The following is a 25,734-nucleotide window of genomic DNA, read 5'->3' on the forward strand; positions in this document are numbered from 1 at the left end:
GCTGCGACCCGCACCCGTGTGCGCCGGCGTCAGCGGGCCTTTGCCCAGCCGTGCTCCAGGACGGCGAACGCCGCGCGTACCGCCTCCTCCCGGTCCGGGTGGTTCTCGGCGATCGTCGGGGCGTCGAGGGCGAAGCGGGCCAGAGCCGCGCAGGTGAGGTCGGAGGCGGGGGCACCCGACTCCTCGGCGATCGCGCGCGTCAGCGCCGTCTCGTGGCGCATCCACATGCGGTGGGCGTACTCGCGCAGGGCCGGGGTGTTCTCGACCAGGTCGAGGAAGGCGACGAAGCGAGGGTCCTTGCGGGCCGCGCCCGAGCGGATGCGGAGGATGCCCTCGCAGAGTGCCGCCGGGATCGACCGGCCCGGGGCACGGTCGCGCACGGAGGCGACGAGGGCGGCTTCCTGGTCGGCGTCCTCGTCGAAGACCAGGGCCTCCTTGCTCGGGAAGTGCTTGAAGAGGGTCGTCGTGGAGACGTCGGCGGCGTCCGCGATGTCCTTGACGCCCACCTGGTCGTAGCCGCGCTCCAGGAACAGGGTCAGGGCCGCGTCCGCCAGAGCCTGGCGGGTGGCGGCCTTCTTGCGTTCCCGGCGCCCCACCGGCACGTCCTTCTCGGTTCCCGTCACGGCTCCTGCCCCGGTCCCTGTCTCCGTCATGGGGCGAGTCTAGCTGCTGGGTTGCCTCGATTCAAAAGTTGAGTCGTTGCACTTATTTAGTGGGTGTGCTTTTGTGGGGAGGGTTCACCTCCCCATCCACCCCTGAAGGAGTGATCAGCCATGCCCACGCAGCCCGTCGACAGGCCCAGGAACCTCCGTCTCACCCTCCTCGGCGTCATGCTCGCCATGCTGCTGGCCATGCTCGACAACACGATCGTCGGGACGGCGATGCCGACGATCGTGGGTGATCTGGGCGGCCTGGAGCACATCTCATGGGTGGTGACCGCGTACACGCTGGCCACCGCCGCCTCGACTCCCGTATGGGGCAAGTTCGGTGACCTGTACGGGCGGAAGGTGGTCTTTCTCGCCTCGATCGTGGTCTTTCTCGCCGGGTCCGTGTTGTCCGGTGCGGCGCGGTCCATGCCCGAACTGATCGGGTTCCGGGCCCTGCAGGGGCTCGGCGCGGGTGGCATTGCGGGGCTGGCGTTCGCGCTGATCGGCTCGCTGGTGTCGCCGCGCGAGCGGGGGCGCTACCAGGGCATGACGGCGTCCGTGATGGCCATCGGCACCATAGGCGGGCCGCTCCTCGGCGGCTTCGTCACCGGGCACCTCGGCTGGCGCTGGGCCTTCTATCTCAATCTGCCGCTCGGGCTCGTCGCCCTGGTGTGGTGCCACGTCATGCTGCGGCTGCCCGCCGCCCGTGTGAAGGCGCGGATCGACTGGCTCGGGATCGCGCTGATGACCGTGACCATCATCGCGGTCGTACTGGCCGCGACCTGGGCCGGTACGACGTACGCCTGGGGCTCCTGGCAGATCGCGGCCCTCGCCGCCGTCACCGCCGTCGGGCTCGCCGCGTTCGTCGCCTCGCAGCGGCGCGCCGCCGAACCGGTGCTGCCGCCAAGGGTGTTCGGACCGCGCAACTTCCGGCTGGCGTCGGTGATGGTGTTCGCGTCGGGGGCGGCGATGTTCGGGGCGACGCTGTACCTGCCGCTGTTCCAGCAGAGCGTGCAGGGGGCCTCGGCGACGAGTTCGGGGCTGTTGCTGCTGCCGATGATGCTGCCGATCGTGGTCGTCTCGCAGATCGCGGGGAAGGTCATGTCGAGGACCGGCAAGTACAAGGTCTTTCCCGTGCTGGGGGCCGGCCTCCTGACCCTCGGCATGCTGCTGCTGTCCACCATGGACACGGGTACGTCCCGCACGCTCACCGGCGTCTTCATGGCACTCGTCGGCTCGGGGCTCGGGTTCCTGATGCAGATGACCACGACCATCGCGCAGAACAGCGTCGAGATGCGCGACATGGGCGTCGCCTCGGCCGGCGTCACCCTCTTCCGTACGATCGGCGGGTCACTGGGGGTGGCGGTCTTCGGGTCCCTGTTCACACGTGCCCTGCAGGGGCGAAGGCCCACGGACACCGGCTACTTGGCCTCCGCCGCCGACGGTACGCAGCAGATCTTCCTTCTGGCCGCCGTCGTCTGCGCCATCGCATTCATCGCCGCTCTCGCCGTACGGGAGGTCCCGCTGCGCGGGCCGGGAGCCCCGGCACAGCGGGCTCCCGGCCGTCCTGCGGTCTCACCCCATGCCTAATGCGACCGACGGACTGCGCCGCTCACCACATCACCGGCAGCCGCTCGGGAATGCGCTTCATGAAACCCGTCCGCCACACCAATTGCTCGATGGGCACCGCCAGTTGGATCTCCGGCATGCGTTCGAGCAGCGTCTCCAGAGCGATCTCGGCGTGCTTCTTGCCGAGGGCCGTGGCGGGGCAGTAGTGGCGGCCGCCGCCGAAGGAGAGGTGGGCGGTGTTGTTCTCCCGGGTGAGGTCGACCCGGTGCGGGTCGGGGAACTCCTCGGGGTCGAAGTTGGCACCCTCGACGAGGACCAGGACGAGCTCGCCCGCCTCGACCTCCACATCCCCCAGCCGTACGTCCTCCAGGGCGAGGCGCGGCAGTCCGTCGCCGATGGAGAGGTTGATGCGCAGGAGTTCGTCCACGGCGGCCGGAATCCGGTCCCGGTGGGCGAGCAACTCCGCGTGCAGCTCCGGGTGCTGGAGCAGCGAGACGATCGCCATCGTCAGAAAGCCCGACGTGGAGATCACGCCCGCGCCGAACATCGTCACCCCCACCGTCGCGAGCATCTCGTCGCTCAGGTGGGCGTACTCCGGGTCCTCGCGCAGGGCCGCCAGTTCGGACATGAGACCGGTCGTCGCCGGGTCGTCCAGGCGGGCGGTCATGTACGAGATGTCGCGGTCCCAGTTCAGCTTCGCGCCCGTGATCGGGCAGGCCGAGTTCATGAACGCGATGTCCAGGCTGCGCATCAGCCGGGGCGCGTCCGCCTGCGGGATGCCGAGGATGTGACAGTGCATCGCCGCCGAGTACGGGTCGGCGAAGCCGCCGCGCAGTTCCGCGGGAGCGCCCTCGGCCAGCAGCCCGTCGACGAGCTCGGCGGCGTACGAGCGCATCCAGTCCGCCAGACCCTCGCTCTTCGGGTTGAGCGCCTTGAGGACGGCCTTGCGCAGCCCGGCCCCGGTGATGTTGCCCATGTTGTTGACGACCTCGGGCGGGATTGTCAGGGCGTACTGGCGTGGCACGCCCGGTGCCGAGGTGTCCTTCAGGCTGAAACGGCTGTCCTCCAGGACCTGCTTGCACAGGTCGTACGAGGAGACCAGCCAGGCCTCGTCGCCGGCGATGGTCCGCACCCGCCGAACGGGGGTCGAGGAGCGCAACTCCTCGACTTCGGTGGGCAGTTGGTCCCCGCGCCAGGAGAACGGGAAGTCGAGCAGGTTCTCAGCGAGCATCGCCGTCCCCTTCCTCCGACGTGACGACGGGTGTGACGATCGCGTGGCCCTGGTTGCGGGACGCGCGCAGGCCCGAACCGCGCGCGTACAGCAGCTCGGCCATCGGCAGAAGCTGGTGGTAGCAGTTGAGGGAGGACGGGACGCCCAGGATGGCGGGCGTGTCCAGGAACAGCGGCGCCTCCGCGCAGACGTACTTCAGACACACCTCGCGCTGACGTTCGGTGCCCTCCCGTCCGTCAAGGACCTTCGAGGAGAGGTACGCCTCCACGAGGGTGTCGCAGGTCTCGCGGAACTCCCCATCGGCGTCGAGGAGTTCGCGGATGTGGTGGTGGATCCGTCGGTACGCCGGGTTGTCCGTGAAGTCCGACATGGCGTGGGCGGTGAGTCTCCCGGCACCGGCACCGGTGCCGCCGAAGGCTTCCACCGCCGCGGTCACCTTGGCGCGTACGCCCCGCAGATTCTTCACCGCCTTGCGCCGGGCGTCGTCGGCGGTATAGCCCAACGCCTCGTACATCTCGGCGACATGGAGGTCGGTATAGACGAAGTCGATCCGGTCGAAGTGCTCGATGCCCCAGCGGGCGAGGTCATTGATCCGGCGGGCGGAGAAGTAGCTGTTCCCCGGCGAGACGCCGATCACGGCATGGTCGCCCGCGGCGTGAATGACCTGACAGTGGGGTGTGTAGGGCTGAACTCTGAAGAGGCCGGAAATGATGGGCCCGGGAGTGACGTGCTGGATCTCGGGAACTGTCGCAGTCGTCAACTGGAGAGTGTCCTTCGCGTCGCTAGTCCCAATGGAGCCTCGTGCTCCTGGTGTGGCGACGACGCCGTGAAGTTAGCGTTCGGACACGGAGAGTGTCAACGGGGGTCATGGCGGTGCCGTGGGGTAGCCCCACGGCACCTGGCGGGCGCTCCTCGCGCCGGCCCACGCCCCCGGTGATTCAGTTCTGGTAGACCTTGTCGCTGCCCGGGCCGCCGGAGAGGTAGTCGTTGCCGGCACCCCCGTGCAGCAGGTCGTCGCCGCTGTTGCCGTACAGCTTGTCGTCGCTGGTGCCGCCGTACAGGGTGTCGTTGCCCCGGCCGCCCTGGAGGAGGTCGGTGCCGGCGTTGCCGTAGATCTTGTCGTTGCCGTCGTCGCCGTACAGGGCGTTGCCGTAGTCGGTGTACTCGGCGTTGGACTCGCTGATGCCGCCGCGCAGAGTGTCGTTGCCCGCGCCGCCGTGGCAGGTGTAACCGCAGGAGGTGAGGGTGTCGTTGCCCGCGCCGCCGAACGCGCCCTCGCTGTAGACTCCGCCGCCTCCGGAGAGGTGGTCGTTGCCGTCCTGGCCGTAGAGGACGTCCACGCCGTGGCCGGTCAGGGTGTCGTTGCCCGCTCCGCCGTAGATGCGCGAGTACCCGCTGTTGTCGGGGTCGACCGTCGCGGTGTCGTCGCCGTCGCCGAGGTCGACGATCAGGGTGTCGAGATCGGATGCCGAGGTGTTGGGCTCGGTGACCGTGCAGACCGCCTTGGTGTCGTCGCTCGCGTCCGGACGGACACAGCCGGCACCGAGGGAGATTTTCACGGTGTCGTCGAAGGTGTAGATGTAGTCGGCCAGTTGGGAGTCCGGGTCGGTCGCGCCGAGCGCCCAGGAGATCTTCAGGTGGTTCGTCTGACCGGCGGCCGCCGTGTAGTAGAGCTTCTGGCCGGTGGAGACCGCCGTCGCGCTCTTGGCGGTCGCGGCGTGCGCCGTCGGGACGGCGACCGCGGCGCACACGGCGGCGAGCGCCAGGGCCTTCGGCAGGGCGGCGACGGTACGGCGACTGAACATGATTACCCCTTGGTGTGTTTCTGCGCGCTCATGTGCGCTTTCGGTCACCTCCTTCGACCCTGGTGACCGTGGGGTGGTTGTGACTCCGGTCGGACAACTTGGCTCAATTCAGGGAGAGTTCACTCCGGATTGCCTTTCTCTTGGCGCGGACACCTCCGGGTGTTGGCGATCCCGGGCCGCGGCACGGCCACGGAGGAGCGACGGCGCCAGCGCGAGGGTCACGGCGATCGAGGCGACGGCCATGACCGTCATCGCCGTTCCGGGCGAGGTGAGTTGGGCGACGCCGCCCGCCAACGCGGCGCTCACGCCCTGCATGGTCAGCATGCCCGCCGTGTGCAGCCCGAGGGCGTGGCCGCTCAGTTCGTCCGGGATCAGGGACACCAGCCGTTCCTGTTGGATCAGGCTCGCGCCGAAGCCGACGGAGGCCACGGCGACGGCGGCCGCCGCCACGCCGATCCCCGGCCGCAGCGCGAACAGCAGATACGGCGTCGCGAGGAGCAGCAGGAACGGGATGCCCAGGCGGGCGCGCACCCGGGGCGGGAGGAAGCGGCCCGTGGTCACGTCCCCCACGAACATCCCGAACGCCGCGAAGGCGAACAGCGCGCCCGCCCGGCTCGGCGCGTACGACACGTACAGCGACTCGCAGCCGACGATCAGGCCATTGGGGATCCAGAGCAGCAGGTAGAGGGTGCGGCGCTCGGGCGAGGACCACAGACGCGCGTTCGTGCGCCAGGTCTCCGCGACGGACGGGCGGCCGGCGGCACGCGGGGCGCGGCGGCTCAGGCCCAGGCGGGCGGTCAGGGCCGACGCCAGATACAGCGCCGCCGCCGAGAGCAGCGTGACCCGCGGGGACAGCAGCGCCACCAGGACGCCACCGGTCGCGTATCCCGTGATCTGCGCGACGCCGCTCATCATGTTGAAGACCGAACGCCCCAGCAGATAGCCCTCCTTGGCGAGGATCTCGTTCAGCAGGCCCCACAGGACTCCTCCGCCGAACGACTGGATCAGGCCGAGGAGCAGCAGCAGGACGAAGATCGTCCAGACCGGGAGACCCGGGGTCGCCATCGCCGCCGTACCGAGCGCGAAGGCGAGCGCGATGCCCATCGTCGTCGCGCGCGGCGGCAGCCGGTCCGCCGCCGACAGCATGGTCGTCGCGCCCACGACCTGCGCCAGCGATGGTCCGAACATGCTCAGTGCGGAGAGCAGGGGCGAGTCCGTCGCCCGGTACACCAGGGTGGCCAGGGCCAGACCGCTCACCGTCGAGGCCGCGGTCTTGAAACAGGAGGACAGGAACAGCGGGGTGAACTCCCGTGTGCGGAAGAGGTCCGAGTAGCTGCGCATGTGCGGAGTCTCGGGGCCCTGCGAGGCGGTCGTTATTGTTTCGCGGGGAGGCGAAACCAAACCAAGGGGAAGGGGGCGGCGCATGGGCTGGTGGCAGGTCAACGCCGACACCCTCGCCGGAAGCCGCTTCGTCCTGTCGCCGCTCGCCGAGACCTTCGCGAGCCTGAAGGTGCTGCACACAGGGGTCGGCGCGCATCCCGGGGAGCATGCCTGGCTGCGGGCCCATCTGCCTGCGTACCGGCGGCGGCTGGCCGCCGATCCGGTCACCGCGCTGCTCATCCGTTCCGGGCTCGGGCGGTCCTGGATCGCCGACTTCCTCACCCCGGCCCCCTACGGCGACGAGACCTTCGAGGACGAGGTCGCCCGGGTACGGGAGGCGTCACCGGACGACGCGCGCGCCCACCTCGCCGTCTCCCTCCGCGGGCCGCTCCCCGACCGGCTGGCGGACCGCGACGACCTGCCCGAGCGCGCCGCCGAGCTCCTCACCTACGTATGGGACGCGGCCGTACGACCGTACTGGGACCGGCGGCGGCGCATCCTGGAGGCGGATGTGGTCGCCCGTACGGCGCAGCTGAGCCAGGGCGGCTGGGCGGCGGCGCTGGACGCGCTGCGGCCGGGGACGCGATGGCTCGGCGGGAACCGGCTCCAGGTGAATCTCCAGGAGTATCCGCCGCGTGAGATCTCCGGCGCCCAGCTCCTCTTCGTGCCCGTCACCCCCAAGGCGGGGTGGGTGTCCTGGGAGGAGCCCCATCGATACGCCGTCGTCTATCCGTGCGCGGGCGCGCTGGCCGACGTACGCGCCGAAGCGGTGCCGGAGAGTCTCGGCGCGCTCCTCGGAACCGCCCGCGCCGGCGTCCTCGTCCTCCTCGACTCCCCCATGTCCACGAGCCAGCTGGTCGCCGTGACCGGGCAGGGTCTTGGCTCGGTCGGGCGGCATCTGAAGGTGCTGCTGGACGCGCGGCTGGTGGAGCGGCGGCGGGCCGGGCGGTCGGTGCTGTACTCGCGGACGGCGGCCGGTGAGGTGCTCGTCACAGCCCAGCGGGACTGACGGTCACGTCATCCGCCGGAGTTAGCATCCGCTTATGACTACTGACAACTCTGTGCTTGACGTCGAAATCGGGGCCCTCCAGGGTGGTTCCGCCGATCTGGAGCAGTACAAGGGCAAGGCCGTGCTCATCGTGAACGTGGCCTCCAAGTGCGGACTGACCCCGCAGTACGCGGGCCTCGAGCGCCTCCAGGAGCGCTACGCCGACCAGGGCTTCACCGTGCTCGGCGTGCCCTGCAACCAGTTCATGGGGCAGGAGCCCGGGACCTCCGAGGAGATCGCCGCGTTCTGCTCGGCGACGTACGGCGTGACCTTCCCGATGACCGAGAAGGTCGAGGTGAACGGGGACGGGCGGCACGGGCTGTACCAGCGGCTGGTCCAGACCGAGGACGCCGAGGGGCACAGCGGGGACATCCGCTGGAACTTCGAGAAGTTCCTGATCGGGCGGGACGGCGCGGTCGTCGGCCGCTTCTCGCCGCAGACCGAGCCGGAGTCGGCGGAGGTCGTCGCGGCGGTGGAGAAGCAGCTCGCCGGCTGACACCGACTTGATTGACCTTGCCCCTGGGGCAAGGGGGAACGTCCTGTGTCACCGGGCGGAAATCGCCCGGTGACGGAGGATGGGTTCGTGCATCAGGAACACGCGCATCAGGGACCGGGACCGGAGGCGGCTCGGGGACCGGATCAGGAACTGCTCACGATCGGCGCGTTCGCCGCTCGCGCGCGGCTCTCGCCGAAGGCGCTTCGGCTGTACGACCGGCTCGGACTGCTCGCTCCGGCACACGTCGACGAGGTCAGCGGCTACCGCTACTACCGCGCCGAGCAGGTCGAACGCGCCCGTCTGGTCGCCCTGCTGCGCCAGCTCGACATGCCGCTCGCGCGGATCGCGGAGGTGGTCGAGGCGCAGAGCCGTGCCGGCGCCGATCTCCTCGCCGCGTACTGGGCGGACGCCGAGGCGCGGTTCGCTTCGCAGCGGACGCTCGCCGAGTACCTCCGTGGACGGCTGTCGGGAAGGAGTTCCGAGATGTACGGGAAGTTCGTGGTCGAGACGGTGGACGTGCCGGAGCAGGTGGTGCTGACGGAGACGCGGCACACCCTCGCGGATGAGCTGCCGGTCTGGATTCCGGCCTCGCTGGGGCGGCTGGAAGAGGGCGCGGAGCAGTGCGGCGGGATCACCGGGGCGCCCTTCGTCGTCTACTACGCCGAGGTCAGTACGGAGAGCGACGGGCCGGCGGAGACGTGCGTTCCCGTCGCCGACGCGGAGGCCGCGCGCGTCTGGGCCGGGAAGCAGGGGCTGCCCTGGCAGGCCAGGGTCCGCGTCGAGCCCGCCCGGCGGCTCGCCCGCACCCGTATCACCAAGGCGCAGGTCGCCCACCCCCAGATCCTCGCCGCCTTCGAGGCCGTCGAGGCGTGGATCGCCGAGCAGGGGCTCTCGTACGACGGTCCCTGTCGCGAGGTGTACTTCGCGGACTGGGACGCGGCGGGGCCCCAGGACGCGGTGTGCGATGTGGCGTTTCCGGTGACGTGACTTCTCCGGGGGTGGGGTTTCTTCGCCCCCTCCGCCCCTACCCGTCCCGTACCTGGGGGCTGCGCCCCCAGACCCCCCTAAAAGACTGCGCAGTTCCCCGCGCCCCTGAAAAGGGGCGCGGGGAACTGCGCGAACGGGGTCTGGGGCGGAGCCCCAGGTACGCGTCAGCGCAGCTCCTCCGGGCACGGGGTTCCCCGGGGGAGCTGGTACGGCGCCGACAGGCGGTAGGTGCCCGGCTTCGGGGCCAGTAGCTCCGTCCACTTGTCGCCCGCCGCGGTCTCCTCCGTCGGCATCAGGCAACCGTTGAGGTTGTCGTACGTCTTCGGCGTCCCCTCGGCACGGTCCTTCGACCGCTCCGTCTCCTGCGGCGGCTTCACACTCTTGCCCTCGGCATCGACGATGCTGAGCCACGGGGAGTACGGGATGCGGATGAGAATGCGACCCGCCTTCTTGACCTCGAGCGTCAGCTCGCCCTGTTCGGCACGGTCGACGACGGCGTTGGGCTCGGCGAGCTGAACCGGGTCCGTCACCGCGAAGAGCTGCCAGTTCGCGTCGCCCCAGACCTGGCGCAGGTAGGGCATCCCCCGCTGGACCAGTTCGCGCTCGCGCTCACCACCGTCGCCGTCCGGTTCGCCCTTCGGCAGCACCACGTAGTGGACGGCCCAGCGCTGCAGCCACTCGTGGTAGTTCGCGGAGTTGAGGGTGTCGTCGTAGAAGAGCGGGTTGCGCTCCATGTCGGCCTGGCGGTTCCAGCCGCGGGCGAGGTTGACGTACGGGGCCAGGGCGGAGGCCTCGCGGTGGGAGCGAGCCGGGACGACCTCGACACGGCCCTTCTCGGCGCCCACCACCTGGAGCTGGTTGACGAGCGGGGCCAGCTCGCGCGCCCAGGACGCGGCCGGAGTCGTATGCACGATGTCGTCGACCGACTTGAAGCCGATCCAGCCGACGAATCCGATGAAGGCGACGACGACGGCGTACCACTTGCGCGTCTTCGGCACGGTGAAGGGCAGGGCCGCCAGCAGCACGACGCCCGCGAACAGCATCGCCAGCCGTGTGATGTTGGAGCCGATCTGCGAGCTGATCAGCCAGACGCCGAGCACGGAGAGGCCGTACACCGCCGCCGTGATCCGTACGGTCTTCCACTCCTTGGGGACGAGGACGAAGACCAGGGCGGAGTACAGGAAGGGCAGGATGACCGAGTAGAAGGCCATCGGCTGGGTGCCGGAGAAGGGGAACATCCAGGCCGACACGGCGACCACGACGGCCGGCGCGATGCCGAGGGCGTACGCGCCGGGGCGGCGCTTCTGCAGGAACAGGGCCACCGCGACCAGGCCCACGAACAGTCCGGCGACCGGCGACGCGGCGGTCGCCAGCGCGGCGAGCGGCGCCGCGCACAGGGCCTTCGCCCAGCGTTTGTAGCGCCAGCGGTGGGGCCAGCAGAAGACGACGGCGGCCGCGGCGAGTGCGAACACCATGCCGAGGCCGTAGGTCACCCGGCCCGAGGCGGCGTTGCACAGGAGCGCGAAGACGCCCGCGAGGGCGGGCCACAGCGGGTTCTTCACCGCCCGGCTGCGGATCAGAATCATCGTCAGCAGACCCGCGGAGATCGTCCCCGCGATCATCATCGTCGTACGGACGCCGAGCACCGACATCAGATACGGCGACACCACGCTGTAGGACACCGGGTGCATCCCGCCGTACCAGGCGAGGTTGTAGGCCGAGTCCGGGTGCCGTCCCACGAACTCCGCCCACGCGTCCTGCGCGGCGAGATCCCCACCGCTGTTCGCGAAGGTGAAGAACCAGACGACGTGGAGGACGCCGGAGAGGGCGGTGGCGAGGACGACGGGGTGCCGGAGGAAACGGCTCAGGCGGGTGCCGTGCTCCGACTTGGACTCTTCGTCCGGCGCTCTGTCAGGGATACGGGCACGCAGCGGTATTCGCGGGCCTGCTCCTGGGCCCGGATCGGCGTCGTCGGCGTGTGTCGGCTCCGCTGTCGCCACTGCAAGGCTCTCCCGTGTCCCGTTGTCCGTTCTGCGCCGGGAGCCGCGGCCCACGACCAGCCCCGAGGCCACTCAGCGACGCTAGCACGCACCCCGTCGGGGAGCGCCCGGGTGGGTCTCCGCCGACGGGGTTCGGTGCGTTGCTTCGTACCCGGCGTACGTCACCGGTGCGTGCCGCGGTACGTCACCGGTGCGTACGTCCGTTCAGCTGACGCGGGTCAGCTTGGCGCCGAGGCCGGGCTCGGCGAGGTCCGACCGGAGCGCGACGGGGATCGTCACGGCGTGACGGGAACCGTCGCCGACGGTCAGTTGGCCGACGACCGTGCCGGCCTTGCCGGAGTGCGGGACCGTTGTGCCGTCCTCGGTACCGATCGACAGCTTCGTCTTCAGACCGGGCCAGCCGACCGCCGACATGTTCTTGGTGGCGACGACCGGGGTCTGCCCGCCGAGCTGGTCGTCCACGTAGCCGACGACGTCGCCCTTCTTCACCACCGTGGCGGAGGTCAGGCTCTGCTGGACCTTGTCGATCAGCTTCTGGCTGTTGGTCAGCGCCAGCTGGAGGCTGTCCCAGACCTTGCCCGTGCCGGCGTTCTGGCCGAGGACCGCGCCGTAGACCGTCTGCGTCTTGCCGTTCACGGTCTTGGTCGCCGCCCACACCAGGTTGCCGCCCGCGGGCGTCGACGAACCGGTCTTCAGGCCGATCACGCCGACCTGCTTCACCAGCAGGTCGTTGTTGTTGTAGATGGGCTTGTCGAGGCCGGGGATCTTCGCGCTGGCCATCGAGACGATGCTGCGGAACACCTCGTTCTGCATGACCGCCTCGGCCAGCTTGAGCTGGTCGGTGGCGGTGCTCACCGTCGTCTTCTGCAGACCGCTCGGGTCCGTGTACGTCGACTTCGTCATGCCGAGCTTCTTCGCCGCGGCGTTCATCTTGCCGACGAAGGTCTCGTTGTCGGAGTCCCAACGGGCCAGCAGCCGCGCCGCGTTGTTGCCGGACGGGATCATCAGCATCTGGAGCATCTCGCGCTCCGTGAACTGCTGCCCCTTCGACATGGCCGCCGTCGACTCGTCCGGCAGCTTCGACTCGTCCTCGGCCTGCTGGTCGACGGTGATCTTCTCGCCGCCCTCGTTCCCCTTCAGCGGGTGCTCCTGAAGGATGACGTACGCCGTCATGATCTTGGCGACGCTCGCGATGGGGGCGGGCGTCTGCTTGCCCTCCGTGCCGAGGCTGCCGACGCCCTCGACCTCGATCGCCGACTGCCCCTGCCCCGGCCAGGGCAGGTCGAGCTTGCCGCCCTCGAAGGTGTAGGTCTCGTCGGCGGTGAGCGCGAGCGCGGGGGTCGGGAGCGGGCGTACGGCCTGTACGACTGCAAAGATCACCGCGAGCAGCAGGACCAGTGGGGTCCAGATCTTGACCCGCCGCACGATCGTCCGGACCGGGGTCTGCGGGGGCGGCGGCGTATTCGTCAGCTCGGCCAGCAGGTCCAGCGGGGGCTTCGGCGGCAGCGGCTGCTGGGTGGTGCGCTCGGGACCGACCTGCGGGAGCGCGGCGGTGGCTGCCGCCGGCTTGTCCACGGGGGGCGGCGTCGGCCTGGGCGGGGCGGGCGGGGTCTTCGGCTTCGCCGGGGCGCCCGGTTCGTCGAGGGGCTTGAGGGCGATGAACTTGCTGGTGCGCTCGGCGTCGGACTCGGGCTTGGCCGCCGGCTTTTCGGTGGCCGGCTTGGTGCCGCCGCCCAACTTGAGCATGGTGGTGGGCTGGTCCACGGCCGGGAGCCGGGGAGCCTTGAAGATGGCGGTGGGCTGGTCGACCGGGGGCTCGGGGGCGGTGGAGTCCTTGGCGTCCGTCGAGGTGGCCTTCGGAGAGTCCTTCGGGGACGCCGCTGCGGTGCCCTTCGAGCGGGGGGTTGCGTCCTTGTCCGAGGTGTCGTCGCCGGACTTGGGCTCGGGCGCGTCGACGGAGGCGGACGCGGAACCGGAGTCCGCGGTGCGCGCGGCCCCGGCCGCAGAACCGGTCGCGGTCTCGGCCTTGCCCCCGGTCTCGCCGGCAACGGAAGCCTCGCCGGAGGCGGACGCGGCACCAGAAGCGGGCGCGGAGCCGGCGTCGGTTGCAGAACCGGTGGCGGTCTCGGCCTTGCCCTCGGACTCGCCGACGACGGAACCAGCGGCGGCCGCGGAGCCGGAGCCGACGTTGCCCGCGGGACCGGTCGCGGTCTCGGCCTTGCCCCCGGTCTCGTCGGCAACGGAAGCCTCGCCGGAGGCAGACGCGGAACCGGCGTCGGCCGCAGAACCGCCCGCGGTCCCGGCCTCGCCCCCGGACTCGCCGGCAACGGAAGCCTCGCCAGAAGCGGAAGCGGAAGCGGAACCGGACACAGACGCAGAGCCGGCCCCGGCCGCAGATCCGCCCTCGGTCCCGGCCTTGTCCCCGGTCTCGCCGGCAACGGAAGCCTCGCCGGAGGCAGGCGCGGAACCGGCCCCAGCCGCAGAACCGCCCGCGGTCCCGGCCTCGCCCCCGGACTCATCGGCGACGGAAGCCTCGCCGACGGCGGAGTCCCGCCCCTCGACCGCTTCGGCGTCCGGAGCTGACGCCTCGTCGGACGCGTCCGAGTCGCTGTCCGCCTCGGGGGCCGACATGGACCCGGCCGACGCCGCCGCGCCGTCGGCAGCCGCGTCGGAGTCCTCCGCACGGGAGTCCCCCGCATCGCGCGCCGAGTCCTCGTCGGCCGCCGCCGCGTCGCCCTCATCGTCGACGGCATCGGTCGGTTCGGCGTCGCCAGCGGTCGCGTCGGAGCCCTCGGAATTCGCGGAGCGCTCCGCGTCGGAGTCCCGGTCGTCGCGGCCGGACTCCCCGGCCGCCGGGGAGTCGTCCCCGTCCGCGCCGGCCACCCACGCGGCCACGGCCGCCCGCAGTCGGGAGTCGCCGTCGGAGACCTTCTCGCCGGACTCGGCGGAGTCGCCCCGCTCGGCCGCCGCCAAGGCCTTCGTGGAGAACACCGCCGTAGCCTGATCCACCCGTACCGTGGCCGCCCGCTCGCGGGCCACCGCCATGCGGGGGTCGGCCGCAGCCGGGGCCGGGGTCGAGGCCGACGCGGCACCTCGCGCCGGACCCGGAACCGCGCCCGGGGTCCCCGGCGTCGGTTCTGCCGACGACGCCGACGACTCGTGCTGCTTCGACCTGTCGGGGGACTCGCCCGCCACCGATGCCTCCTCCATGCGGCACACGCCCTCCGTGCGCCAACCGAACCGTCAAACCCTGCAACCGCCGCCCGGACACCGCTGTCCGAACCATGTACCAGTGTCCTGTGTGAGGGCTTAACCCCTGCGGTAGACGAGAACGACATACCTACTGGTTCCACTACATTCCGGTCACGCACCCTCGACAGACCAATGTGAGAGGGGTCACCCTGTCATTCATCCACGCGGGGAGGCATGGATGGGCAGGAGCCGCAGAACACTTCCGGAGGAGCTTCTGCTGCTGGCGTTGGACCCGACCACGGGTACCACCGCGCAGCCGCAGTCGCTCGACCTAGGTCTGGCCGGAGCACAGCTAGTGGAGCTGGCGCTGGCCGGACGGATAGCCCCAGACGGGGATCGTATCGCCGTGGTGGCACCACGGCCGACTGGAGATCCAACACTGGACTGTGCGTTGGAACTGCTTCGCCGACGCGGAGCACCCGTACGCGCTGTGAACTGGATTGGCGGACCCCGACTGGGACTTCGCCAGACCTACCTCTCGCATCTGGAGAGGTGCGGCATGGTGCATGCCGTGGCCGGCCAGATGTGCGGGGTGCTGCCGACGACTCGCTACCAAGCGACGGACACGGCGATCAGCCGGGAGATCAGGTCCCGGCTGGACAGTGCGATCCGCACCGGCGTCCCGCCGGACCCGCGGACCGCGGCGCTCGCCGCGCTGGCCCATGCGGTCGGACTCGGCAAGCACCTGTATCCGGGTAATGAGGGACGTTCGTCCCGCTCCCGGCTGCGGGACCTGATCAGGCACGACCCCATGGGCGGCCTCGTGGCCCACGCGGTCATGGACGTTCAGAACGGTGTGGCCGCACAGCCACGCCGCAGCCCGGCACCGGCAGGCCGTCCGGCCACTGCCGGAGTCAGGACCGCACCGGAACCCGCCCGCGGTGTTCCGATGCAACCGCGCCGCGGTTCCATGGCGCGCGCCGTGGCTCACTGAGCCGCAGTCCCACGGCACCCGGCACCACACGCAGTACCAGCACCGCCGGCATGACCAGCACCGCCAGCACCTCAGCGCCGCACCGCAGTCCCCAAGACCCGGTTCGGGAGCCGCTGGCTCGCGCGGGGCGATGAGGCCGTACGTCCGGACGACGACACGGCCCCATCGCCCCGCGCGGCCGCATCCGCGCGAGCCTCGACGCAGGCCGGGGCGGCCGCATATACACGCCGGTCCCCGAACTGGCGCCTACCCAGCGCATATCCGCTGTTTCCCAGCGGTAGAAAGCACCTTGGTGGCAGTCTGCTCAACAGCAGATACGCAAAGTTGAGGCCCGCAGCCGGAGGTGCACGTCCCGTGGCGTCCAATGTCAATCCCACCGTCCGGCGGCGCCGGCTGGGCCAGGAGCTGCGTCGGCTCCGCGAGCTCAAGGGCATGACGGCCGAAGAGGTCGCCGAGCGGCTGCTGGTCTCCCAGTCGAAGATCAGCCGATTGGAGAACGGACGGCGCAGTATCAGCCAGCGCGACGTCCGCGATCTGTGCGGGGTCTACGAGGTCGACGACCACCGGATCGTCGACTCGCTGATGCAGATGGCCAAGGACTCGCGCCAGCAGGGCTGGTGGCATTCCTTCGGCGACATCCCGTACAGCGTCTACATCGGGCTCGAGACCGACGCCGCGTCACTTCGCGTCTACGACCCCCAGGTCGTCCCCGGCCTCCTGCAGACCCGGCCGTACGCCGAGGCCCTGATCGCGGGCGCCCTGCCGGAGACCGCGCCCGGCGACATCGACAAGCGGGTCCAGGTACGGCTCAAGCGGCAGGAACGAATCTCCGCCCCTGACAACCCGCTGCGTCTGTGGACCGTCCTCGACGAGGCCGCCCTGCGCCGGACCGTCGGCAACCGCTCCCTCATGCGCGACCAGCTGGAACACCTCGTCGAGCAGTCCCAACTGCCGCACGTCACCGTGCAGGTGATCCCCTTCGACATGGGGGCGCACCCGGGGCTGAACGGCCAGTACGCGATCCTCGAATTCCCCGACGCGGCCGACTCCAGCGTCGTCTACATCGAGGGCGTCACCAGCGACCTGTACCTGGAGAAGGCGAACGACGTCCAGAAGTACAGCGTGATGTACGAGCATCTGCGGGCACAGGCCCTGAACGTGGACCAGTCGCGTCAGTTCATCGCCGACATCGCGAAGGAGTACGCGCGCTGAGGCCGGGACGACGGTCCCGCCGAGGCGCATGACGGCAGTCCCGCCGGGAAGGTGCCGGACAATACACCTTCGCCACGCCAGTGCGGAAGACCCCATGGAATATGCCATCCAGTCGAGTGAATAGTCGCTTCGTCAGCCGATGTTGGCGAGTAGCGTCGATCACGCCACCGAACAACAACGTTGGCGCAAACCGAGCAGCGGGTTCCGGACGAACCAGCAGTGCGGTGACAGCAACTCAACAACTCGCTACTGGAGCGAACATGGCAATTCAGCAGGGCGCCACCGACACGTGGACCAAGTCTTCCTACTCCACCGGCAACGGCGCCTGCGTCGAGGTCAAGTCCCCGGTTCTCACTGCGATGGCCGTACGGGACTCCAAGGTCCCCCACGGCCCGACGCTGGCCTTTCCCGCGGACGCGTGGAACGCCTTCGTGGCAGAGGTGAGCCGGGGAGCTTAGGCCTCATCTGACACATGACCACACACAACTTCATACGCATCACGTACAGAGCCCTCTCGACTGGCCCGCCGTCCCGGCCGAGGGGGCGCTCCCCTTTTTTTGAAGCTCGGTTCGCCTCCGGGGCGCAGAAGCCTGTGTCGAGACGGCGATCGTGCTCGACCCTCCTTCGTCGGGCCTCCGCGCTCCCCCACTCTCGGCTTCGCTCGAGCGGGGGGACCCCCATGGCCTCTCGACACAGGCGCGCCCCTTCGGCTCACTCGCTGTAGGGCGCCGTCGGTTCAGCGCAAGCGATCCACGTACCGGTCCGTTCCCGGCACCGTCGGAATGAACGGCGCCACCAGCTCGACCCTCCCCAGTCCCACCTCACTCACCGCCGTATCCAGCCCCGCGAAGTACTCCTCCCAGCACTCCCGCGGATCCGCCTCCAGGAACCACAGCAGGGTCAGCCGGGTGTCCACGCCCTCGACCTGCTTGACGTACGTCATGCGGTCGCCGGGGAGGGGGGTCGGGCGGAAGACGGTGACCATGGCGGCGGGTGAGCCCGTGAGGCGTTTCGGCAGGTGGCGGGAGCGCAGCCATTCCAGCAACTCGGCGCGCTGCGCGGCGGATTCCGCGTCGACGACCTCCACCACCAGGCCCGCGTACGGGTGGTCGAGGGCGTGGAAGTCGCGGGGGCCGGCGGCCCCGTCCCGGTAGACGGTGGCCTCGTGGTCCTGGAAGGCCGTGAAGACGTGCGTACGGTCCTGGTAGACGCGGCCGTCACGGTTGAGCCGCTTGTTGATGCCGACGGTCCACTTCATGTGGTCGTCGTAGCGGCCGTCGGTGACCCAGTACGTGGAGATGTAGCAGCCGGCGGTGACCGGCTGGGCGACCGCCGACTTCTCGGGGTAGCGCAGGAGTTGGAGGTCGCGGGTCGCAACCCATCGACGGCCCGCGTACATCCAGGGCATGGCCATCGCGCCGGCGTAGTAGTGGTCGTCCTCGTACCAGCGGTTGTACGCGTACTCGTGGCCCGGATGCGGTTCGACCATGGTGATCAGGGCGTGGCCCGGGTGGACGCCGTACGGGCCGAGGGCGGCCAGTTCGGCGTACGTCTCGCTGCGGGTCTCCTCCGACATGACGATCCCCTTCCTTCTTCCGCCGGACGCCCATACTCTGACGCTCCGTCAGACAATGCGCCAGAGCCGGGGAGGCTTGTGATGTCACAGCTCGCGGGCAGGACCGTCGTCGTGTCGGGGGTCGGGGCCGGTCTCGGCCATCAGGTCGCGGCGGCCGTGGTGCGCGACGGGGGCAACGCGGTGCTCGGGGCGCGCACGGAGGCGAACCTCGCCAAGTCGGCGGCCGAACTCGATCCGGATGGCGCGCACACGGCCTACCGGGCGACGGACATCACGGACGAGGGGCAGTGCGAGGCACTGGCCGCACTCGCGACCGAGCGGTTCGGGCGGATCGACGCCGTCGTCCATGTCGCCGCCTGGGACAGCTACTTCGGCGGCCTGGAGGACGCCGACTTCGCCACCTGGCAGTCGGTCATCGACGTGAACCTGCTCGGCACCCTGCGGATGACCCGCGCCTGTCTGCCCGCGCTCAAGTCGCGCGGCGGCTCGGTCGTCATCATCGGCACACAGTCGTCGGTGGCCGCGCCGAGCCAGGTGCGGCAAGCGGCGTACGCGGCGTCGAAGGGTGCCCTGACGAGCGCGATGTACTCCCTGGCGAGGGAGCTCGGCCCGCATCGGATACGGGTCAACACCGTGCTGCCGGGGTGGATGTGGGGCCCGCCCGTCGAGGCGTATGTCCAGTTCACGGCGCACACCGAGGGCCTGCCGGAGGCGGACGTACTGGCCCGGCTCACCGAGCGGATGGCCCTGCCCGAGCTGGCCACGGACGGGGATGTGGCGGACGCCGCGGTGTTCCTGGCGTCCGACCGGGCGCGCGCGATCACGGGGCAGTCGCTGCTCGTGAACGCCGGCGAACTCATGCGGTAGGTACGGCCGTCGCGGCTCCCTTCCCAGCCGCACGGGACCCGCATCCCGTACGTCCGTCGTCTCTGTCGTCCTGCCGACCGCCCTGCCGACCGTTGCCGGTCGTCCTGGCCGTCGTCGTGTCGATGTCCTGCTGACGAAGTGCCCGCTCATGGTGTGTTCCACGTCACGAGCACGACAACAGGCCTACGGGTAAAGTAGAGGCAAAATCGTTCTGCTTTCTGATCTGTGTTCATATCTGTGACCGCGAGAGGTCTTGACCGGCTGGTCGAACCAGCGGTTCAATCCCCGAAGTCCCCGCTCCCGCACGGGGGCGCCGCCCATGTGCGTACTGGCGAAGTGCCGTCCGGTATCTGCAGGTTCACAAGGCGGACCCCTGGAGGGGGCACATGAACGGTCTCGACTGGGCCGTCCTGGTCGCGTACTTCGGCGTCATGACCGCGATCGGTGTCTGGTCCCACAAGCGTGTGGACGATGTCAGCGACTTCTTCACCGCGGGCGGCAAGATGCCCTGGTGGCTGTCCGGCATCTCGCACCACATGTCGGGCTACAGCGCGGTGATGTTCACCGGGTACGCCGGCATCGCGTACACCTACGGCATCACGTCGTACGTCACCTGGGCGCTGCCCATCGCCATCGGCGTCGCCATCGGCGCCAAGGCCTTCGCGCCCCGGCTCAACCGGCTGCGCTCACGGCTGCACGTCGCCTCGCCCCTCGAATATCTGAAGGACCGCTACAACGTGCCGACGCAGCAGGCTCTCGCCTGGTCCGGCATCCTGCTGAAGATCGTGGACGTCGGTGCGAAGTGGGCCGCGATCTCCACCCTGCTCACCGTGTTCACCGGCGTCACCCTCACCCAGGGCATCATCATCACCGGTGGCATCACGGCCGTGTACTGCACGATCGGCGGCCTGTGGGCCGACGCGCTGACCGAACTCGGGCAGTTCGTCATCCAGTTGCTGGCCGGTGTCTCGATGCTGGTCATCGCGCTGAACAAGATCTCCGACCAGGGCGGCCTGTCCAAGGCCCTCGACTCGCCGAAGCTGGACGGTCACGCGGACGGTTTCGCGGGTCCGTATCTGACGGTGTTCTTCATCGCGTACCTGTTCATCAAGCTGTTCGAGTACAACGGCGGCATGTGGAACCAGGCCCAGCGCTACATGGCGACGGGCAGTGCCAAGCAGGCCACGCGCTCGGCGTTCCTGTCCGCCGGGCTGTGGTTCGTGTGGCCGGTGATCCTCTTCATCCCCATGTGGCTGTCGCCGCTCCTCGTCACGGCGAAGAAGCCGGACGGGTCGGACGCGTACGGCCTGATGACCGAACAGCTCCTCCCCCACGGTCTGTTGGGCCTGGTCGTCGTCGGGTTCTTCTCGCACACGATGGCCATGTGCTCGTCCGACGCGAACGCGATCGCCGCCGTGTTCACCCGGGACGTGATGCCGGTGCTGTCGAGGGCCGCGCGGGCGTGGGACACGCGGGCCGGGCTGATCGCGGGCCGCGTCACCACCGTCGCCTTCCTCGGCTTCTCCATGGCGGTGGCCACGCAGGTCAACTCCCCCACCTTCAAGGACATCATCACGGTCGTCATCAAGTGGGTGGCGGGGCTGATGGGCCCGATCGCGATCCCGTTCATCCTCGGCCTGCTCCGACCGTTCCGTAAGTCCGGTCCGACGGCGGCGCTCACCAGCTGGGCCTGCGGTCTGCTCGCGTTCTTCTTCGTCAACTACAACCTGGACTTCTCCCAGCGCACAGACGTGAAGCTGGAGTACCAGGTCTCCCTCCCGATGGCCATCTCCCTCGTGCTGTACATCCTCATCGGCTTCCTGAAGCCCGAGGACACGCCTGAGAGGGACGCGATCATCGAGAAGATCAACACGGATGACGACGGGGCGGCCGCCGCGGCCGTTCCCGCGCCGGCGGGGGCGCCGGACGGGGTGGCGACCCCGGTCAAGGACTGAGCGGCTGCCTTTCGGCCGCGGACCGGTGGGGGCTTTTCGCGCAGTTCCCCGCGCCCCTGAAGGGGTGCGGGGAACGGGCGAAAAGCCTGCCCTCACCCCCGCGGATACCTGGCCAGCCACCCCGGGGACGACCCCCCGGGTCCATGCAACGCGGGCCCCTGCGTCATCTCCATCGCGAAGTCGTCCGCGAGAACCAGCATCGTGGGACGGCCCTCCAGCTCGGCCAGCCAGGCCGGTGGAAGGGCCGTCTCGCCGTGCAGGGCGCCCAGCAGCCCCCCGGTGAGGGCGCCCGCCACCCCCGAGGGCCCGCCCTGGTTCACCGCGAGACACAACCCGTGCCGGATGTCCTCGCCGACCAGCGCGCAGTACACCGCGACGGCCAGCAACCCCGCCGCCGTACCGTCCCCGACGAGCTCCTCGACCCGTCCCGGCGACGGCATCCCCTGCCGCACGGCGCCCAGGGCGTGCTGGAGCGCGTCGGTGACGGGCTCGTGCCCCGGCCGCGCGGCGAGCATCCCGAGGGCCCGCTGCACGGCCGCGTCGAGGCTCTCGCCGCGGGCCAGCGCGTGCACGATCACGGCGTATGCCCCCGCCGACAGATACGCCGTGGGGTGCCCGTGCGTCTGCGCGGCGCACTCGACGGCGAGCTGCACCACGAGCTGCGGCTCCCAGCCGACGAGCAGCCCGAAGGGCGCGGAGCGCGCGGCGGCCTCGGGCCCGAGCTCGCCGGGGTTCTTGGGCGCGTCCAGCGTGCCCATCGTCTCGTCGCCGAAGCCGAGCAGACAGGAGCGGGCCGGGTCGCGGCGGGCGTACAGCCACTCCTCGCGGGCCAGCCAGCCGTCGTCCTTGCGGCGCTCGTCGGGCCCCCAGTCGCTCTGGGTGGCCGCCCAGCGGCGGTAGGCCCGGTGCAGATCGGTAGGCGGATGCCAGGCGCCGGTGTCACGGCGCACCTGGGCGCGGATCAGCCCGTCGACGCTGAACAGCGTGAGCTGGGTGAGGTGGGTGACGGCGCCGCGTCTGCCGTGTCCGAAGGCCAGGTCGGTGAGGCCCTCCGCGCCGTAGGCCTCCCGGATCTCCGCCAGGCCGAGCCCGTCGACCGGCGCGCCCAGGGCGTCGCCGACGGCCGCGCCCAGCAGCGTCCCACGCACCCTGCTCCGGAAGTCCTGCTGTTCGGCACGGCCCCAGACGGCACCGGCTGTCGCACCCACCGAGACCTCCCCAGGAACCGTCCGTACGTCCGACAGCTCAGCACTGTAATCGAACGGGAACGGCCGGTTCTGGGCCCGGAACGGTATGCGCAATGTGACCCACCAGATCCCGACAGATCACTTATTGACGTCGTTCAGTCACCTCTTCCGGTCACACCTCCTTCCGTCCCGTGTCCCTCCGCGTAGCGCGCCCGGATGGCGTCCCGTGCCTCCCTCACGCGTTCCAGCCGGGGCGCGAGGCTGCCCCGGTCCGTGCCGGGACTCTCCATGAGCTCGCCGAGCAGATCGGCCAGCCAGGCCATGTCGACCCACTCGCGGGGCTCGGAGAGCAGCCGGGTGAGCCGGTCGTCGAGGGCGGGCCAGTCCGCCAGGCCCGCGTCGATCACGGCGTACAGGAAGTCGGAGACGCCGCTGGTCGGCTCCCAGCCGGAGGCCGGCTCGGCGGCCGCCTGCCACAGCGGCCGGGCGGCGGCCGCCCCCTCGTCGCCGCCGACCGTCATCGCGAGACAGAACGTGCCGCCCGCCGTGTGCCGCGCGCGCATCCGCTCGGCCGTGCGCCGCGCCTTCGCCCACTCCCCGGACTTGCGCTCCGCGCGCGCCAGCTCCTCGAGCCCAGCAGGCTCCTGGAGGCCGTGTGCGAAGGCGGCGGTCAGCGCGTCCTTCGCCTCCGCGGCGCGGCCGCACAGCAGATGGAGCCGGGCGAGCGTGTGGTGCGCCCAGGCCAGGTCGTCGGCCTCGTCCCACCTGCCGACGTACTGCTCCAGACCGGCCAGAGCGTCCTCCGGACGGCCCACCGCCAGCAGGGTGATGATCCGCCGCATCCGGTACCAGCTCCCGTCCGGGTCGAGGGCGACGGCCCGGTTCAGGTCGGCCAACGCCTCGTGGAACAGGCGCAGTTCGTGCAGGACGGCGCCCCGGCAGCCGTTCGTCCACGCGTTGTCCGGGTCGAGTTCGAGCGCCCGGTCCAGGTCGGTGCGGGCTTCCTCGAAGCGGCCGAGACAGCGCAACGCCTCACCCCGGTTCCACAGCACCCACGCGTTGTCGGGCCACAGCTCCGCGGCCCGCTCGGCATCGGCGTACGACCGCTCGTGGGCGACGAGCCGGCGGTGCACCGCGGACCGCTGGACGAGCGCCCAGGCGTAGGAGGGGTAGAGCTCCAGGGCGCGGTCCAGATCCGCGAGCGCCTCCTCGTGGCGGCCGAGCCTGGTGCGGGAGACACCTCGGCTCGCGTACGCCGACGCGTACGCGTCGTTGAGCGCGAGCGCCCGGTCGTAGTCGACGAGAGCCTCCTCGTCGCGGCCCGCCACCCGCAGCGCGTCGCCCCGCTCGCAGGCCACCCAGGCGAGGTCCGGGGCCAGCTCGACCGCCGTGTGCAGATCGGCGAGTTGCTCGTCGTGCTGCCCGAGGGAACGCCGCACCCGGGCGCGCCGCACGAGCGCCCAGATGTGCTCCGGGTCGAGTTCGAGCGCCCGGTCGAGGTCGGCGAGGGCGGCGGCGGGGCGGCCCATGCTGTGCCGGGTGACACCCCGGGAGGCCCAGGCACCCGCGAGTTCGGGGTCGATCGCGACGGCGCGGTCCAGGTCGTCGTCGGCCTGCTCGTAGTGGCCCGCGATCCGGTGGTAGTCACCGCGGACGAACAGGATCCGCGCCTTGCCCGGCCTGAGCGCGTCCGCGCGGTCCAGATCGGCGATGGCGCCCTCGTAGTCGCGCTGTTCGGCGCGCGTGACACCGCGCCCGTAGTACGCCCGCTCCAGTTCCGGATCGAGGGCGAGGGCCGCCTCGTACTCGGCGAGCGCCCGCTCGAAGTCGCGGTCCACACGGTGGCCGAGCCCGCGCAGCATCCGGGCGACGGCCTGTCCGCGCGCGTCGAGGCCGCCCCGGTTCAGCAGCAGCCCGAGCGTCTCGTGGTTGCCGTCCTCCAACTCCTCCAGCAGGTCGCGTCCCCACTTCTCCACGGTCACCGCGTCCGCGTCCACGCCCGCCTCGACGAGCACCCGCGCCCACCGCCGGGCCACGGCATCGCCCTCGCCGCAGGCGTCGACGACATCACGCAGGACGACCGGCAGCGCGCTCCGCGCCCCCGCGCACAGCAAGTGGTACGCCTCCGCGAGCCGCAGCTCGCGCCACCCCTCGTCGCCCCACAACTCGTCCTCGGCCAGACCCGCTTCGGCCTCGCTCCGCCACCCGGCGAAGGTCTCCGCGAGGCGGGAGTGCCGTTCGGACCAGCCGCGTGGGGAGCGCCTGCGTTGCAGGCGCAGCATCGGGGCGCGTACGACGTCGTGGTACTGGAGGCGGTCACCGCGGTCGCTGACGAAGGGGAGCCCGCGCAGCCAGGCGAACAGGGCGTCGGCCTCGGCGTCCGGGCAGTCCACGGCGGCCCGGAAGACGTCCGCGTCCAGGCGGCGGGGCAGGGCGCAGGCCAGCGCGGCGGACCGGCGTACCGGGTCCCGCTCCCACTTGAGGAAGCGTTCCACGGCCGTCGCGCTCGGGTCGCCGACGTCGTCGGGGTCGCCGGGCCGGGACTCGGCGAGCGTCGACACGAGGACGGGGAGGCCGCCGGTGAGCCGCAGCACCTCCTCGACGACCGGCTCCGCCACCACGCCCTTGTCGGCGAGCAGCCCCCGCGCCTCGGCCTCCGTGAAGGGCTCCAGGGGCACGTCCGTCACGAAGTCCGCGAAGCCGCCCCAGCGGGCGGTGTCGAAGGGCCGCTGCCCGGCCGTGACGACCACGACGTTCGCGGGCAGCGCGCCGTGCCGGTCGGTCGTCATCACCTCGTGCAGCCAGCCGTCCAGGAAGGGGCCGGTCCGCTCGTACGTGTCGAAGAACAACACGAGCCAGGGGGCGTCGTCGGCGGCCTTCGCCAGCTCGCCGAGCAGCACCGGCGTGAGTACGCGCTCGGGCGACAGGACGAGCTGGACGTCGTCCTGGTTGCGGAATCGGGCGCTGAGCCCGGCACGTAACCGGTCCGCGCCGTACGCGAGTTGGGCCGCGTCGAGGGCCCCCGCGAACGGGCCGACGACAGGCACCAGGCCCAGCCCGACCAGACTGGCCCGGGCGGCGGTCATGCTCGCCGGCGACGGCTGCGGCTCCAGCGTCTCCACGACCGTCGACTCCGCCTCGTGGCGCCGCTCCCGATGCGCGGCCAGCAGCCGGTCCAGCTCCTTGAACCGGAGCCCCCGCCGGGCGAACTGCGCGCTGACAGCCGCCATCGCTTCGGGCACGCTGCCGACGCCTTCGTCGACGTACGCGGTGAGCGCCCCGCGTTCCTGCGCGACCTGCTCCAACTCCCTTACGAGGAAGGTCTTTCCGACCCCGGCGTTGCCGTGCACATGGAACAGGAACCGGTGCCGCTCGTCCTCGGGCCGGAGGTCGAAGTTCGCGCGGAACGCGGCCCGTTCCGCGCCCCGGCCCACGAACCCGGCACGTCTGCGCTGCCGGATCAGCTCCTGCATCGACAGCCGCGCCTGTGCCACTCGTACGTCCCCTCGTCCGCCCGCCTCAGACCTCGCGCGTCTTCATTCTGGCCGAATGTGCGTGGGCTGTACCGGACAGCACGGGGAAAGAGAC

At 70.7% G+C, this 25,734-nt stretch carries 19 protein-coding genes; 9 read left to right on the plus strand and 10 right to left on the minus strand.

Annotation, left to right across the window (positions count from 1 at the left end; genetic code table 11):
- Window positions 1–29: 29 nt before the first annotated feature.
- Window positions 30–653, minus strand: a complete 624-nt coding sequence (locus AB5J53_RS21500) for a TetR/AcrR family transcriptional regulator (RefSeq protein ID WP_369247292.1) — start codon at window positions 651–653, stop codon at window positions 30–32.
- 120 nt (window positions 654–773) lie between these two features.
- Here AB5J53_RS21500 and AB5J53_RS21505 point away from each other — a divergent pair, with 120 nt between their 5' ends.
- Window positions 774–2,237 carry an MDR family MFS transporter gene (locus AB5J53_RS21505; RefSeq protein WP_369247293.1) on the plus strand — a complete coding sequence of 488 codons (1,464 nt, stop codon included), beginning with the start codon at window positions 774–776 and terminating at the stop codon, window positions 2,235–2,237.
- A 22-nt stretch (window positions 2,238–2,259) separates the two neighbouring features.
- Here AB5J53_RS21505 and AB5J53_RS21510 read toward each other — a convergent pair whose 3' ends face one another.
- The 4 genes from AB5J53_RS21510 to AB5J53_RS21525 form a co-directional block, all read right to left on the minus strand.
- Window positions 2,260–3,447 (minus strand): cytochrome P450, encoded by a 1,188-nt coding sequence (locus tag AB5J53_RS21510; RefSeq protein ID WP_369247294.1) that lies wholly within the window; start codon window positions 3,445–3,447, stop codon window positions 2,260–2,262.
- Window positions 3,437–4,207 carry a tRNA-dependent cyclodipeptide synthase gene (locus AB5J53_RS21515; RefSeq protein ID WP_369247295.1) on the minus strand — a complete coding sequence of 257 codons (771 nt, stop codon included), beginning with the start codon at window positions 4,205–4,207 and terminating at the stop codon, window positions 3,437–3,439. The genes AB5J53_RS21510 and AB5J53_RS21515 overlap by 11 nt, the downstream gene beginning before the upstream one ends.
- Window positions 4,208–4,385: 178 nt before the next feature.
- On the minus strand, window positions 4,386–5,252 hold the full coding sequence (locus tag AB5J53_RS21520; RefSeq protein ID WP_369247296.1) for a calcium-binding protein: 867 nt from the start codon (window positions 5,250–5,252) through the stop codon (window positions 4,386–4,388).
- Window positions 5,253–5,360: 108 nt separating this feature from the next.
- Complete coding sequence (locus tag AB5J53_RS21525; RefSeq protein ID WP_369247297.1) at window positions 5,361–6,593, minus strand: MFS transporter; 1,233 nt, start codon at window positions 6,591–6,593, stop codon at window positions 5,361–5,363.
- An 82-nt stretch (window positions 6,594–6,675) separates the two neighbouring features.
- Here AB5J53_RS21525 and AB5J53_RS21530 point away from each other — a divergent pair, with 82 nt between their 5' ends.
- The 3 genes from AB5J53_RS21530 to AB5J53_RS21540 all read left to right on the plus strand — a co-directional run bounded on the left by AB5J53_RS21530 (window position 6,676) and on the right by AB5J53_RS21540 (window position 9,163).
- The gene (locus tag AB5J53_RS21530) at window positions 6,676–7,641 is read left to right on the plus strand and encodes an ArsR family transcriptional regulator (protein ID WP_369247298.1); all 966 of its coding nucleotides are present in this window, start codon (window positions 6,676–6,678) and stop codon (window positions 7,639–7,641) included.
- A gap of 34 nt (window positions 7,642–7,675) precedes the next feature.
- A complete protein-coding gene (locus AB5J53_RS21535) occupies window positions 7,676–8,176 on the plus strand; it encodes a glutathione peroxidase (RefSeq protein ID WP_369247299.1) in 501 nt (166 codons plus the stop codon).
- 87 nt (window positions 8,177–8,263) lie between these two features.
- Window positions 8,264–9,163 (plus strand): MerR family transcriptional regulator, encoded by a 900-nt coding sequence (locus AB5J53_RS21540; RefSeq protein WP_369247300.1) that lies wholly within the window; start codon window positions 8,264–8,266, stop codon window positions 9,161–9,163.
- A 164-nt stretch (window positions 9,164–9,327) separates the two neighbouring features.
- Here the strand turns inward: AB5J53_RS21540 and AB5J53_RS21545 are convergent, their stop codons facing one another.
- Both AB5J53_RS21545 and AB5J53_RS21550 read right to left on the minus strand, forming a co-directional pair.
- Window positions 9,328–11,163 carry an MFS transporter gene (locus tag AB5J53_RS21545; RefSeq protein WP_369247301.1) on the minus strand — a complete coding sequence of 612 codons (1,836 nt, stop codon included), beginning with the start codon at window positions 11,161–11,163 and terminating at the stop codon, window positions 9,328–9,330.
- A gap of 204 nt (window positions 11,164–11,367) precedes the next feature.
- Window positions 11,368–14,373 carry a serine hydrolase gene (locus AB5J53_RS21550; protein ID WP_369247302.1) on the minus strand — a complete coding sequence of 1,002 codons (3,006 nt, stop codon included), beginning with the start codon at window positions 14,371–14,373 and terminating at the stop codon, window positions 11,368–11,370.
- A 220-nt stretch (window positions 14,374–14,593) separates the two neighbouring features.
- On the opposite strand from AB5J53_RS21550, the gene AB5J53_RS21555 reads away from it, so the two are divergent.
- The 3 genes from AB5J53_RS21555 (at window position 14,594) to AB5J53_RS21565 (ending at window position 17,019) form a co-directional block, all read left to right on the plus strand.
- Window positions 14,594–15,349 (plus strand): GPP34 family phosphoprotein, encoded by a 756-nt coding sequence (locus tag AB5J53_RS21555; RefSeq protein WP_369247303.1) that lies wholly within the window; start codon window positions 14,594–14,596, stop codon window positions 15,347–15,349.
- Between the two features lie 354 nt (window positions 15,350–15,703).
- Complete coding sequence (locus AB5J53_RS21560; protein ID WP_369247304.1) at window positions 15,704–16,561, plus strand: helix-turn-helix domain-containing protein; 858 nt, start codon at window positions 15,704–15,706, stop codon at window positions 16,559–16,561.
- A gap of 260 nt (window positions 16,562–16,821) precedes the next feature.
- Window positions 16,822–17,019: a DUF397 domain-containing protein gene (locus AB5J53_RS21565; RefSeq protein ID WP_369247305.1), complete on the plus strand. Its 198-nt coding sequence runs from the start codon at window positions 16,822–16,824 to the stop codon at window positions 17,017–17,019.
- Between the two features lie 278 nt (window positions 17,020–17,297).
- Here the strand turns inward: AB5J53_RS21565 and AB5J53_RS21570 are convergent, their stop codons facing one another.
- Window positions 17,298–18,137, minus strand: coding sequence for a hypothetical protein (locus AB5J53_RS21570; protein WP_369247306.1), 840 nt, complete (start codon window positions 18,135–18,137; stop codon window positions 17,298–17,300).
- 81 nt (window positions 18,138–18,218) lie between these two features.
- On the opposite strand from AB5J53_RS21570, the gene AB5J53_RS21575 reads away from it, so the two are divergent.
- Together AB5J53_RS21575 and AB5J53_RS21580 are read left to right on the plus strand one after the other, a co-directional pair.
- A complete protein-coding gene (locus AB5J53_RS21575) occupies window positions 18,219–19,004 on the plus strand; it encodes an SDR family oxidoreductase (RefSeq protein WP_369247307.1) in 786 nt (261 codons plus the stop codon).
- 386 nt (window positions 19,005–19,390) lie between these two features.
- Window positions 19,391–20,959: a sodium:solute symporter family protein gene (locus AB5J53_RS21580; RefSeq protein WP_369247308.1), complete on the plus strand. Its 1,569-nt coding sequence runs from the start codon at window positions 19,391–19,393 to the stop codon at window positions 20,957–20,959.
- Window positions 20,960–21,051: 92 nt separating this feature from the next.
- Here AB5J53_RS21580 and AB5J53_RS21585 read toward each other — a convergent pair whose 3' ends face one another.
- Window positions 21,052–22,167: an ADP-ribosylglycohydrolase family protein gene (locus AB5J53_RS21585; RefSeq protein ID WP_369247309.1), complete on the minus strand. Its 1,116-nt coding sequence runs from the start codon at window positions 22,165–22,167 to the stop codon at window positions 21,052–21,054.
- 134 nt (window positions 22,168–22,301) lie between these two features.
- A complete protein-coding gene (locus AB5J53_RS21590) occupies window positions 22,302–25,619 on the minus strand; it encodes a tetratricopeptide repeat protein (protein ID WP_369252372.1) in 3,318 nt (1,105 codons plus the stop codon).
- Window positions 25,620–25,734 lie beyond the last annotated feature (115 nt).

The organism is Streptomyces sp. R41 (genome assembly GCF_041053055.1).
Taxonomy (GTDB): Bacteria; Actinomycetota; Actinomycetes; order Streptomycetales; family Streptomycetaceae; genus Streptomyces.